Source organism: Rhizomicrobium sp. (genome assembly GCA_037200385.1).
Classification (GTDB): domain Bacteria; phylum Pseudomonadota; class Alphaproteobacteria; order Micropepsales; family Micropepsaceae; genus Rhizomicrobium.
In genome coordinates, this window is the sequence record JBBCGL010000001.1 from 3551762 (window position 1) to 3564390 (window position 12629).

The 12629-nt window shown below is 65.2% G+C and carries 13 protein-coding genes; 7 read left to right on the top strand and 6 right to left on the bottom strand.

Annotated features, from left to right (window positions below):
• Window positions 1–154: 154 nt before the first annotated feature.
• Window positions 155–829, bottom strand: a complete 675-nt coding sequence (locus WDM91_17000; GenBank protein MEI9996298.1) for a class I SAM-dependent methyltransferase — start codon at window positions 827–829, stop codon at window positions 155–157.
• Entirely contained in the window at window positions 826–2043 is a 1218-nt protein-coding gene (locus WDM91_17005; protein MEI9996299.1) for a DUF3419 family protein, read from the bottom strand. The genes WDM91_17000 and WDM91_17005 overlap by 4 nt, the downstream gene beginning before the upstream one ends.
• Before the next feature lie 152 nt (window positions 2044–2195).
• Here WDM91_17005 and tesB point away from each other — a divergent pair, with 152 nt between their 5' ends.
• Entirely contained in the window at window positions 2196–3077 is an 882-nt protein-coding gene (gene tesB / locus WDM91_17010) for an acyl-CoA thioesterase II (GenBank protein ID MEI9996300.1), read from the top strand.
• Here tesB and WDM91_17015 read toward each other — a convergent pair whose 3' ends face one another.
• Both WDM91_17015 and WDM91_17020 read right to left on the bottom strand, forming a co-directional pair.
• On the bottom strand, window positions 3078–3611 hold the full coding sequence (locus WDM91_17015) for a TadE/TadG family type IV pilus assembly protein (GenBank protein MEI9996301.1): 534 nt from the start codon (window positions 3609–3611) through the stop codon (window positions 3078–3080).
• Window positions 3605–4126, bottom strand: a complete 522-nt coding sequence (locus tag WDM91_17020; GenBank protein MEI9996302.1) for a TadE/TadG family type IV pilus assembly protein — start codon at window positions 4124–4126, stop codon at window positions 3605–3607. The genes WDM91_17015 and WDM91_17020 overlap by 7 nt, the downstream gene beginning before the upstream one ends.
• A 382-nt stretch (window positions 4127–4508) precedes the next feature.
• On the opposite strand from WDM91_17020, the gene WDM91_17025 reads away from it, so the two are divergent.
• Together WDM91_17025 and WDM91_17030 are read left to right on the top strand one after the other, a co-directional pair.
• The gene (locus tag WDM91_17025) at window positions 4509–6329 is read left to right on the top strand and encodes a TadE/TadG family type IV pilus assembly protein (GenBank protein MEI9996303.1); all 1821 of its coding nucleotides are present in this window, start codon (window positions 4509–4511) and stop codon (window positions 6327–6329) included.
• Window positions 6330–6395: 66 nt separating this feature from the next.
• Entirely contained in the window at window positions 6396–7214 is an 819-nt protein-coding gene (locus WDM91_17030; protein MEI9996304.1) for a sterol desaturase family protein, read from the top strand.
• Window positions 7215–7241: 27 nt separating this feature from the next.
• Here the strand turns inward: WDM91_17030 and WDM91_17035 are convergent, their stop codons facing one another.
• On the bottom strand, window positions 7242–7682 hold the full coding sequence (locus WDM91_17035) for a pilus assembly protein N-terminal domain-containing protein (protein MEI9996305.1): 441 nt from the start codon (window positions 7680–7682) through the stop codon (window positions 7242–7244).
• Between the two features lie 72 nt (window positions 7683–7754).
• Window positions 7755–9146: a hypothetical protein gene (locus tag WDM91_17040; GenBank protein MEI9996306.1), complete on the bottom strand. Its 1392-nt coding sequence runs from the start codon at window positions 9144–9146 to the stop codon at window positions 7755–7757.
• A 348-nt stretch (window positions 9147–9494) separates the two neighbouring features.
• On the opposite strand from WDM91_17040, the gene WDM91_17045 reads away from it, so the two are divergent.
• From WDM91_17045 to WDM91_17060, 4 genes are all read left to right on the top strand, one after another.
• On the top strand, window positions 9495–9659 hold the full coding sequence (locus WDM91_17045) for a Flp family type IVb pilin (protein MEI9996307.1): 165 nt from the start codon (window positions 9495–9497) through the stop codon (window positions 9657–9659).
• Between the two features lie 84 nt (window positions 9660–9743).
• Window positions 9744–10241 carry a prepilin peptidase gene (locus WDM91_17050; GenBank protein ID MEI9996308.1) on the top strand — a complete coding sequence of 166 codons (498 nt, stop codon included), beginning with the start codon at window positions 9744–9746 and terminating at the stop codon, window positions 10239–10241.
• Window positions 10242–10338: 97 nt separating this feature from the next.
• Window positions 10339–11163, top strand: a complete 825-nt coding sequence (cpaB, locus tag WDM91_17055; GenBank protein ID MEI9996309.1) for a Flp pilus assembly protein CpaB — start codon at window positions 10339–10341, stop codon at window positions 11161–11163.
• 2 nt (window positions 11164–11165) lie between these two features.
• Window positions 11166–12626 (top strand): type II and III secretion system protein family protein, encoded by a 1461-nt coding sequence (locus WDM91_17060; GenBank protein MEI9996310.1) that lies wholly within the window; start codon window positions 11166–11168, stop codon window positions 12624–12626.
• The last annotated feature ends 3 nt before the right edge of the window (window positions 12627–12629 follow it).

Below are 12629 nucleotides of genomic sequence, written 5' to 3' on the forward strand. Positions count from 1 at the left end.
ATCCCATTGCAGGCGCTTCTACCCGGCGGCCGGGCGCCGTTGCGCGGCTTTGTCTCACCGCGCCGGTCGTCCGCCTGCCCTTGACCCTTCGGGCGCAGTTGATCGATGCTCCTCGGCCCGATTCACGACGACGCGCTTCGCCGCCAGGGCTTTGTCAGAGGAAGGCCCCGCTCCAGAACGCCGCCTCGCGCCGCGCAGTCCAGACAAACGCATAGCGCGCGGGCAAAAGCGTCAGCGCGCCCCAATGTTTATGCCCGTCACCCGCCTCGATCGTGCGCAGCAATTCCTCGCGCGGCGCGACGTGGAAGAGCGACAGCCATGCCCGCAGCACATGTTCGGCGACGGGGCCCAGGCCCTTCAGGTCGCCGAAATCTACGACATGGACCGTTCCCCCGGGCGCCAGCGCGCCCTGTGCCGCATGCAAGGCCTTCTTCCAGTCCGGGATCATCGACAGCGAATAGGAGAACACGGCGGCATCGAACGGGTCGCTCTCGCCGAACAGGGACGGGCTGAGATCCTCGGCATAGGCCTGCACCAGCTTGACGCGATCCGCCATCCCGGCCCGCGCGACCGAGGCATGCGAGCTGATCAGCATTTCCTGGGAGGCATCGAGGCCGAACAGCCTGGCATCGGGATAGGCCTGTCCGATCTTGACCAGGTTGCGTGAGGTGCCGCAGCCGATCTCGATCACCCGCGCACCCGGCTTCAGGCGCAAATCCCGGATTAGCCTGTCGCGGCCAAAAAGATAATATTTCCGTGTCAAATCATAGATATAGCGCTGCCGCCGATAGACCTTGTCCATCAACGCGGCGTGATCGGCGGCGCTCACGACAGCGGACGGCGGGCATAGACGTGGAAACCGCCATAGATCGAGGAGCGGTCCTTGCCGTGCCAGGCACGGCTTTCCTGCTCGAGATAGGTCCAGGGCGCCAGCACTTCGGGCGGCAGCTTGCGCGGCAGCGGCGAGTCGGGGCCTGCGGTCCGGAAGATCACCCGTGCGTCGCGGGCGTCGGCCGTACGGTCGATCTCGCGCCACAACGCCGTGATCTGGTCGTTGTTCATCCAGTCCTGTGCGTCGAGCAGCACATAGCGATGCAGCGATTGCGGCGCCTGGGCTTCGAGGAAATCGGTCAGCGAGGCGTGATGCACCTCGACCTTGCCGGTCCGCTTGCGGATGACGTCGTAGACGTCCTGCCGCAGATAGTCCGGCACGGCTTCCTTGTGCTCGACGTCGTAGCCGCGCCCGAAGGCCTGCCAGGCGAAATAGTTCTCGTTGATCGGGAAGTCGCAGGCCAGCCGCTCGACGCGCTCGCGCAGCACCGCGACCGGGTCGCCGGCGGCGACCAGTTCGTCGTACTGCGCCGGCGGGATGCCGAGCGCATAGAGCGAGACCGGGCTCTTCGAGAGCAGTTTGATCGACTTGAACTCGAACAGCGGTGCGATGTCGCGCTCGAACAGGCGGCGCTGCTCTTCCGGGGTGCGGGCCGAAAGGATCGGCTCGAGCTTCTTGCCGTGCAGCTTGGCGACGGTATGCAGGATGCCGATGAAGCGGCCGAGAAGACCGTAGCGATAGAGGTTCTTGCCGAACATGTTGATGCGCTTGCCGCGCAGCGGCCGTCGCTCTTCCCAGTACTCGCGCGTCTCCTCGTCGAGATGCTTGCGCAGGTACCTGTCATAGGCGCCGCGATTCGCCTTGTCGTTGGCGTGGCCGAAGAAGCGGAAGAAGGTCTCATAGTTCGGCAGATGCTCGAGCGCCGACAGCTTCAGCTTGGTCAGGGCGATGTGGTTGGGATTGAGATCCACCGCCACGATTTTCGCCGGATCGGCCGCGAGATAGTTGAGGACGTTGCAGCCGCCCGACGCGATGGTGATCAGCCGGTGCTGCGGCGCCAAGGCCAGCGCGGCCAGATCCACGACCGGGTCTTCCCAGATCTGGTTATAGACAAACCCTTGGAACATAAGGGTAAAAAGGCGCTCCAACGCGCCCCGCTTCGTGTTGGCAGGCTTTTGATGCGCCGCCTTGTCGAGGAGCTGATTGGCCATGACAGTCCTTTGAAAAACCTTCTTTTTCGCCGTGCATGTAGGGAATGGCAAAGTTTTATGACGGAATGACGGATGCTGGCAAAGAATTTCCCGCGTCCGCTCCTCCTGCCGGCGATCTTGCACCCGCGAAGGAGCCCGCTTAAGGACGGCGCATGACCAAGACAGCATCCGGCAAGACACCCATCGAGGACGTCCTCGACCTGCTCGACCTCGAAAAGATCGAGGAGAACATCTTCCGCGGCCAAAGCCCGGAGGACCGGATGCAGCGCGTCTTCGGCGGCCAGGTGCTGGGCCAGGCCCTGGTCGCGGCCAGCCGCACCGTGGAAGGCCGGGTCTGCCATTCCTTCCACGCCTACTTCCTGCGCGCCGGCGATCCCAAGGTCCCGATCCTCTATGAAGTCGATCGCGCCCGCGACGGGGCAAGCTTCACCTCGCGCCGCGTCGTCGCCATCCAGCACGGCAAGCAGATCTTCAACATGTCCGCGTCGTTCCAGGTGCCCGAGAAGGGGCTCGAACACCAGCTCGACATGCCGAAGGTCCCCGGCCCCGACGAACTCCTCGACGAGCACGAAGCGCGCAAGCGGTGGATGGACAAGATGCCGGAGGAGCAGAAGGCCTGGATGAGCCGGCCGCGCCCCATAGAGATGCGCCCCGTCGTGCTCGATGACTGGATGAACCGCGCGCCGCGCCCGCCTCTCGACAATGTCTGGATCCGCGCCACCGGCCCGGTGCCCGACGACGTGATCGTCCAGCAATCGGTCCTGGCTTATGCCTCCGACATGTCGCTGCTCGACACCGCGCTTCTGCCGCATGGTCGTTCGTGGCATTCGCCGATGCAGATGGCGAGCCTCGATCACGCCATGTGGTTCCACCATCCGTTCCGGATGGACGATTGGCTGCTCTATGCGCAGGATTCGCCCAGCGCCGCCGGCGCGCGCGGCTTCAACCGCGGCTCGCTGTTCACGCGCGACGGCAAGCTCGTCGCCAGCGTGGTGCAGGAAGGCCTGATGCGCGTGCGGGAAAAGAAATCCTGATCAGGTTGCGCTGCGGGTGATCGTCGTGCTCCGCCGCGGCCGCGCGTAGAAATTCGACGTCATGTTGGTCGTGCCGGTCAGGTAGTCGGTGACCGGCGAATTGTACGGATAGGTCACCTCCACCAGGACCACGCTGCCGCCGCTGGTGATCACCCCGGTCGGCACGCTGACATTCGAACCGACGGTGCGCGCCGTGGCGTTCTGCGCGTCGCTCCAGGTGACCTTGCCGCCGCCCGTGCCGTTGTCGACCAGGCAGGAGATCACGATCTTCAGCCCCGTCGCGGGGTAGGGATAGACGATCGAGTTGACCGCCGACTCGACATTGGTGATGTCGTTGTTGGTGACGTTGGTCTCCTGCGCGATCAGGTCGGCCGCGGTCGCCGACATCCCCGTGACCTTCTGCTGGCAGTCGAGTGCGTCCGCCAGCTCGATGCTGCCGAGGAACATCGCCGCCATGACCGGCGCCAGCATGGCGAATTCGATCGCCGCCAGTCCGTCCTTCGCACGCGCGAATCTGCGCAAGAGCGTCAGCATCCCGATATCACGTTCGTATAGGGCTCGTTGCGGAACGCCGCGGTCGCCGTGATCAGGTGATAGGCGCCGTTCGCATTGACGAGGAATTGCTGCAGCACCGGCGTCAGCACCTTCCAGGTATAGAAGGCGCGGACCAGCACGACGCTGCAGGGCGTGCCGGGCTGGTAGTTGTTGAGCGTGCTCTTCAGGTTGCCGTTCGCGTCCGTCGGCGAACTGAAGGTCGCGCCGGAATAGCCCGTATAGGCCTGCATGTCGATCTGCAGGTTCGAGTCGCAGGCGAGCAGCGGCGAGATGTCGTTGCAGATCATCGTGCGGAACTGGGTCTGCGTCATGCTGGTGGTCTGCGCCTGGCCGGTGCGGACGTAGCGCGCGGCGTTGTCGGTCGCATATTGCAGCGTCGAACCCGCGAAATAGATGATGCCGTTCTCGATGATGCCCATCAGCAGGACGAAGAACACCGGCGCGATGATGGCGAATTCGATGGCGGCGGATGCCCGTGTTCCTTCGCGGCGCATGCGGCGCACCGTCCCGGCCAGGCGCCTTCGCAACTTCCCGAATGTGGCTTTCACGCCGGTCACGGCCCTGTCTACTTAAGCCTCTTGCCCCGGCGCGTTCTACGGCGGCGGGCGCGCAACGCGAAGGATATGCCACCCGTATGCTGACCAAAGGCTTAAATCCATGCGCTCGCTATGCCTCGAATGGTTACGATGCGCCGGCGGCGTTCATGTTTCGCTAATCTTCCTTTATTTCGACTGGAATGTTCGCCGTATCGCTAACGAAGACCTAACCACGCCGCGGCTTTGGCGCGGCTTTCTTCACACCTTTGGTGGATGATGCAGTCCTGTCATTCCATTCCGGGTCCGTTCGATGTCCCTGCGCGAGAAGTTTGGGTCTGCCTTGGAGCGCGTTCGCGCCCGCGCGCGGCGCTTTCTCCGCAACAACGATGCCAATGTGGCGATGATCTTCGCGATCTCGATCATCCCCGTGACGATCGCCGCCGGCACGGGCCTCGACCTCGCGCGCGCCATGATCGTGAAATCCTCGCTCAGCGAGGCGCTCGACGCCTCCGCCCTGGCGGTCGCGAGCACGACCGGCCTCACGCAGGCACAGATGCAGACCGAGGCGCAGAACTACTTCAACGCCAATTACAAGGCGGATTCGTCCTACGGGACCCCGGCCGCCGTAGCGGTGGTGCAAAGCGGCCAGCAGGTGACGGTGTCGACCACCGTGCCGATGCCGACCACGCTGATCAACGTCGCGGGCATCCACACGGTGAATGTCGCGTCGTCCTCGACCGTGGTGTGGGGCCAGAACAAGCTCTGGGTCAGCCTCGTTCTCGACAACACCGGTTCGATGACGCAGACCGACTCCACGGGAACGTCGAAGATATCGGCGCTGCAGACCGCGACGCATCAATTGCTCACCATGCTGCAGAACGCGTCGTCGACGGCGGGCGACGTGCGCGCCGCGATCATCCCGTTCTCCAAGACGGTGAATGTCGGCACGGCGAATGCCGGCGCGACCTGGATCGACTGGACCGATTGGGAAGCGGCGCCCGCGGGCTCGACGCCGTCGGGCACCGTTGGCCCCGGCTCGAGCTGTCCTTACAGCTGGAGCAGCAATGGCTTCTACTGCGCGCCCAGCGCCACCAATGATGCCAACTGCTTCAACGGCCGTGGCGACGACTGCGCGGATACGATCCCGTCGAGCGGCCTGATCTGCCCCAGCGCGCCCTCGGCCAACGCCAGCACGGGCCTGGGCGGCCATTACTACAATGGCTGCTGGAACAGCGTGCGCTCGCAGACCAAGACCACCACGACCAACGTCACCACGGTGACGACCACCAAGCAGAGCTGTACGTCCAATACGAGCGGCGGCAATGTCAGTTGCAGCAACAAATCGGGCTATCCCAGCACCGCCAGCCCGACCACGACGAGCAGCAGCGCAACGACCAACGGCTATACCGGCGATTCCACCACCACCTCGTCCAACACCACGAGCGGCACGGTCGACGGCAGCAAGAGCTGCACCAGCAAGACCTGTTCGTGGACGCGCACCATCACCTCGACCAAGGTCGATCAGACCGTGGCCAAGACCGGCACCGGCAACTACAACCACACCTGGGTGGTGAACGATCATTCGACTTGGCACGGCTGCATCATGGACCGCACCCAGAACTACGACACGACCTTCACCACGCCGACCACCACGGCGACCAAGTTCCCGGCCGAGAACAGCCAATCCTGCGTGCCCAGTGTCCTGGGCACGCTGAGTTACGACTGGACCTCGCTCAACGCGCAGGTCACCGCCATGACCGCGGGAGGCTCGACCAACCAGACCATCGGCCTCGCCTGGGGCATGCAGGCGCTGACCATCGGCGATCCGCTGAACGCGCCGTCCCTGCCCGCCAACACCAAGCAGTACATCATCATCCTCAGCGACGGCCTCAACACCCAGAACCGCTGGGACGGCGACGGCTCGAACCAGGAAACCGACGTCGACGACCGCATGGCGATCGCCTGCACCAACGCCAAGACCGCCGGCTTCACGATCTATGCGGTGTTCGTGGATCTCAACGGAACCCAGGGCAACTCGAGCGTGCTGCAGAATTGCGCCTCGGATTCGAGCAAATATTTCGACCTGACGACCTCGGGCGCCATCATCACCACGCTCAACGCCATCGGCCAGCAGATCACCAATCTGCGGGTGGCGCAGTAGCGTCGGCGAAAGCATTGCGAAAGCTTTTGCCCGCTAGGCTCGAACGCAACAACGGATAGGACCCGAATGCCTTTTCTCGGCGAAATCGTGACCGGCTTTGCGCATACGCTGATGCGCATCCTGCCCTACATGGCGGTGATGGGCGTGGTGTTCGCCGGCCTTACGGTCTTCACGCCATGCAACCCGGGTGGGCCCTGGTGGAAGAAGCGCGGCCTCGTCACCGATCTCTGCTACTGGTTCATCGTGCCGGTGTTCACGCGCTATGCGCGGATCGGCTTTTCGGTGCTGATCACCGCCTATGTCCTGGGCATCACGACGGAAAAGGGCCTGATCGCCTTCTTCGAGTTCGGCCATGGTCCGGTCTCGCGCCTGCCGTTCTGGCTCCAATTCGTCCTCTACCTGCTGGGGACCGAGTTCCTGCTCTATTGGTCGCACCGCATGTTCCACGCCACCCGGCTTTGGAAATACCATGCCGTGCATCATTCCTCCGAAGACGTCGAGTGGATCTCGGCGGCGCGCTTCCACCCGGTCAACCTGCTGCTGGGCGCGGTTCTCGTCGACGTCCTCGCCCTGATGGTCGGCTTTTCGCCCGACATCTTCCTGATCATGGCGCCGCTCGACACGCTGACCTCGGGCTGGGTGCACGCCAATCTCAACTGGACGCTGGGGCCGTTCAAATACATCTTCGCCGGGCCGGTGTTCCATCGCTGGCACCACACGCGCGAGCACGACGGAAAGAATTTCGCCGGAACCTTCTCGCTGTTCGACGTGATCTTCGGGACGTTCTACATGCCCAAGGGCGAGCTGCCCGAGAATTACGGCGTCGACGACAGCAACATGCCGGAGAGCTTCGGCATGCAGGTGATCTATCCGATCGTGAACTGAGAGCGGCCGGGCGATCCCGCCGGCCTATTACGGGCTGGCGGTCTTGGTGCCGAAATCCTGGTGGGCCTGGACGTCGCCTTCGCGGTCCTTGTACCCGGAATCGCCGGGAATGGGCGACGCGTTGCAGCGCGGCCCGCTGCACGACATCGTTACCTGCTGGGCGCCGTGGAACACCGTGACGGTCGAGCCGCGCGTCTCCGGCACGCTGACATAGGTGTTCGAGATCTCGCGGCCCGAGGAATCGAGCGCGATGACGTTTGTGGTGCCGAAAGCCTTGCCCAGCACGAAGGCATGCCGGTTGTCGATCAGGTTGACGTCGGCGATGACGGAATTGCCGATATAGACCGTGGCGACCGGGCGGCCGAACGTGACGGTCCGCACTTCGTCCATCGGCACGCTCACCGCGCCGCCGAGCGCGGAGGTGCTCAGCAACCCGGCGGCCAGAACAGCGACAAGACCGTTACGCATCGAACCCACCCTTATGTGTTTGCGGAAAGATAGCGCGCGCGGCGTAAAGGATGGCTTAAGCGCGCCGGTGTCTCACCGCGCGGCACTGTCCCGAAATTGCACGACCGCGTAACGGTCGGCATAAAGCCGGTGCCAGCCGGGGCGGGCATCGAGCTCCGCGACGATCGGCGATGCGGGAGCGAGGATCGCCCAGCGGATGCCGTGACGGACGAGTTCCTCGTCCAGCGCCCGCGGATCGGGACGGATCAGCGCGGCATAGCGCTCGATCGCCGCCTCGCCGTACAGTTCGGCGCGGGAATCGATATAGGGCCGCACGCCCGCAAAGATCAGATAGCCGCCAAAGCCGTAGTCGTTCAGCACCGGCGCCGTCCGCAGCCCGGCCGGCACATGGGCCAGCGCGGTCATCGGCGCCACCGCGGCGTCGCCGCGCGTCAAGGGCAAGGCCAGCCGCACGGCGAACAACGCCGCCAGCAAGGCGATGGCGCCGGCGCCGAGCGCGCTCCAATTCGCCCGTGACCGGTCCCCGACGCCGAATGCCGCCGCCAACGGCTCCGCCAGCAGCAGCGGCGCCGCGACGGCGAAGACGATCTGATGCCGCTGGTGCGCGATCGCCATGTACAGCAGCGCCAGCAACATGGCGGCGCGGACCCAGGAGACCCGCACGCGCCGCGTGATGAGCACATAGAGCGCCGCCGCCGACACCGGCACGATCGGTTGGAAGGGCGAGAAGGCGGTCGCTTGCCACTCGCCGACATGGGCAAGCCCCGGCGTGGCCATCAGGGTCAGCGGAAAGATGACGCCGCCGATGAAATGCGGATTGATCAGCGCGGCGCCCAGTGCGCCCAGCCCGAACACGATCCAGGGACGCAGCGCCCGCACGCTGCGTTCCGCCGCCAGCGCCTCCAGCGCCAGTCCGCCGGCGAGCGCGAAGCCGAGCAGGAAACTCCCATGGATGTTGACCCAAAGCGTCATCACCGGCAGCAGCGCAAGGGACGGCGCGCGTCTCTCTCGCCGCGCCCGCACCAGTTCCGCCGTCCACAAAGCCAGGAGCGGCAGCGCCAAGAGATGCGGCCGCGCCAGCAGGCTGCCCGTCATGCAGGCCAGCGCGAGTCCGGCGATCGCCGTCTGCGCCTTCGGCGCGAGCCATTGTCCAAGCGCGCGGGCGAGCACATAGGCCGTCGCCCCGGCGGCCGCGGCGAACAAGGCGACCAGGCCGGCCCAGCCGGCAGCCCGATAGGCCGACGCCATGGTGATCTCGGCCAGCCATTCATGCGCATCCCAGCGCTGCCCGGCGAACGTGTAGGAGAACGGATCGCTGAACAGGATCGCATGCTCTGCGAGCATGCGGCGGCCCGCCGCGATATGCAGGAAGGTGTCGCCGTCGTTCAGGACCTGCGGCGCAAAGGCGGTCACCGCAAAGGCCAGCACGGCGGCGCAAAGCGCGATCGCACGTCCCGGTCTCATCCGCACTGTCCCGGCCAAATCCATGCCCGATCCTTCCGGCGGCATGGGTAATGCAAAGCGATGACGGAATGATTGATCGCCGCACGGCGCGCGCCGTCCGCCGCGCCGTTAAACGCGAATTGCCGGCTTGCTTTCGTCCCGCTGGTTAAGAACGCGGAAACATTAATCTTAGCGACCGTCGAACGGTGCCGTTTCCGTGCCGTCGCGGGACATGTTGCTGCATGCAACCCTCTCAGATTTAAGCCCGCATTAAGCTCGACCGCTTAGTATCACCATCAGTCCAGGTTGGTCTCTCGCCAAAATGATGCCGGCCGGACGTCCTAGGGTGTCATTATTGTGGAGGCTTACATGAACAATCTTCTCGCTCGCTTCGTGCGCGACGAGTCCGGCGCGACGGCCATCGAGTATGGCCTGATCGCCGCCCTCATTGCGGTCGTCATCATCGGTGCCGTGCAGGTCGTGGGTACCAACCTGTCGAGCACGTTCACCACGGTGTCGAACAAGATCAAGTAAAGGCATTCGCCTCAAGCGGGTGTTTCGTGTGCGGCCGCTTCCTCGCGGGAGCGGCCGTTCGCACGCCAGGCAAACGGAAGCTGCATGCTCTTCATCGTCGTCTTCTCGATGTTGCTCGCTTCGGCGGCGGGCTGGGATATCGCCAGCTTCACGATTCCGAATTTCCTGCAGCTCGCGCTGATCGCCGCCTTCGCGCTCTTCGTGATCGCCGCCGGCATGGCGCCCGGCGCGATCTTCTATCACCTGCTGGCCGGCTTCGTCGGGCTGGCGATCGGCTTCACGCTGTTCGCCTTCGGCTATATCGGCGGCGGCGACGCCAAGCTTTTCGCCTGCATCCTGCTCTGGATGGGCTTCGCCAACCTGCTCGACTACACCCTGGTCGCCTGCGTAATGGGCGGTGCACTCAGCCTTCTCATCATCGGCATGCGTCGCCTGCCGCTGCCCAGGATCCTGATAAGCCAGGCCTGGATCGCGCGCCTGCACGATGCGAAGGGCGGCATTCCCTACGGCGCGGCGCTCGCGGCGGGCGTGTTCGCCATTCTTCCGCAGACGGAAGTTTTCAAAATTGCGACAACGATATAGCGGTGCCGGCATTTCGGCCGCATGACTCGTTTGCACAGCATTTTGTTAAGCAAATTCTAAAGGGTTCTGTGGTCGGATCGCGGCCGAGGAGTGGCTCATGAACATGCCGCGTATGTTGGTTCTGGGATTGGCTGTGGTCGCCGCGATTGCGGCGATCTTCGTGATGCGCAGCCTGATGGGCGGCGGCACGCCGAAGGCCGCGGCGATCGCGCCGCCGGCGCCGTCGGTGGAGGTCGCCGAAGTGCTCGTCGCTTCGCAGCCGCTGCAGCCCGGTCAGGCGCTCAACGCGACCGTGGTGCATTGGCAGAAATGGCCGAAGGCGGGCGTCGACGGCACCTTCATCACCCATGCCGACACCCCCAATCTCGAGACTGCGCTGACCGGCACCGTGGTGCGCGCGCCGATCGTCGAGGGCGAGCCGATCACCAACACGAAATTCGTCCATGGCGACGCCGCCGGCTTTCTTGCCGCGACGCTCGAGCCGGGCATGCGCGCCGTGTCGATCCCGATCACCACCGAATCCGGCGCCGGCGGCTTCATCCTGCCCAACGACCGGGTCGACGTCATCATGTCGGAGCAGATCTCCGACAGTCCGCGGCGCTTCAGCGCCCGCGTCGTGCTCACCAATATCCGCGTCCTTGCGATGGACCAGACCTACAAGCAGGACAAGGACCAGAAGGTCGTGCTCGCCAAGAGCGCGACGCTGCAGCTCTCGCCGGCCCAGGCCAGCATGATCGTGAAGGCGCAGGCCGCCGGTCCGCTGTCGCTCGCGCTGCGCGCCCTCGGCGACAATTCCGGACCGGCGCCGCTCGCCGCGAACCAGCAGCCCGGCGACGACGATTCCGGCGCCGCCGGGGGCATGCCCCGGATCATCCGGTTCGGCGTCATGTCGACAGGTGCGCCGACCGGAAGGAAAGAGTAGCCATGCGCAAGGTCCTTATCGCCGCCGCGCTTGCTGCGCTCGGCTATGTCGCAAGCGCCGGCGCGACGCCGCCGCGCGGCGCCGACGCCGGCGCGCATGTCATTGCGGTCTCGACCAAGGGCGGAACCGTCACGCAGCGCGTGACGCTGGCGCTCAACAAGGCCATCGTCGTCCAGCTCGATGCGGATGCGCGCGACGTGCTCGTCTCAAGTCCCGACATCGTCGACGCAGTCGTGCGGACCCCGCGCCGCATCTTCCTTCTGGCGCTCAAGACCGGCCAGACCAATGCCTTCTTCTTCGATGCCGCCGGCCACCAGCTCGCGTCCATCGACATCCGCGTCGAGAAGGACGTGACGGATCTGGGCAGCATGATCCACGCCGACATGCCCAAATCCAACGTCAAGGTCTCGGCGATGAACGACAATGTCGTCCTCACCGGCACGGTCGCGAGCGCCCAGGAGGCGGCCCGCGCCCAGGATCTCGCGGCGCGCTTCGCGGGCGATCCGGCCAAGGTCGTGAACATGCTGAAGGTCGCCGCCAGCGAGCAGGTGATGATCCGCGTCCGCGTCGCCGAGATGCAGCGCAACGTCGCCAAGCAGTTCGGCATCGATCTGGCGTCCGCCGCGATCGTCGCCGGCGTGCCGATCGCGGCCTCCTCGGCGCAGCAATTCGGCCTGGTCGGCCGTGCTCTCAACGATCTGTCCGGCGGCCAGTTCGGCCAGGTCTGCTCCGGCGGCACCAATCCGCTCGCCGGCCCCTGCACGCTGGGACCCAACAACCTGCAGGGCACGCTGCATGCGCTCGAATCCGTCGGCCTGGTGCACACGCTGGCCGAGCCGAACCTGACCGCCGTCTCCGGCGAGACCGCCAAGTTCCTTTCGGGCGGCGAGTTCCCCGTGCCGTCGGGCCGCGACCAGCAGGGCAATGTGCAGGTCGAGTTCAAGCAGTTCGGCATCGGCCTGTCCTTCACGCCGGTGGTCCTCAGCGGCGGCCGCATTTCGCTGCAGATATCGACGGAGGTGAGCGAGCTCACCAACACCGGCTCCTTCACGCTGCAGGGTTCGGGCGCGGCGGCCGGCCTCACCATTCCCGCGCTGTCGGTGCGCCGCACCTCGACGACGGTGGAAGTGCCGTCCGGCGGCAGCTTCGCCATCGCCGGCCTGATGCAGCATGCGTCCAAGCAGGTGATCGAGGCGATGCCCGGCGTGAAGGACGTGCCGATCCTGGGCGCGCTGTTCCGCAGCCGCGACTACGAGAACGACGAATCCGAACTGGTCGTGATCGTGAGCGCCTATCTGGTGACGCCCACGACCGCCGCCAATCTTTCGTCGCCGACCGACGGCTTCGTCACGCCGGCCGATCCGGAGACGCTGCTGCTCGGCCATCTCAACGCCATCCACGACAACAAGCCGGCGGGTGCCGCGCCGACGCCGTCGAGCGGCGTCGGCTTCATCGTTCAGTAGAGT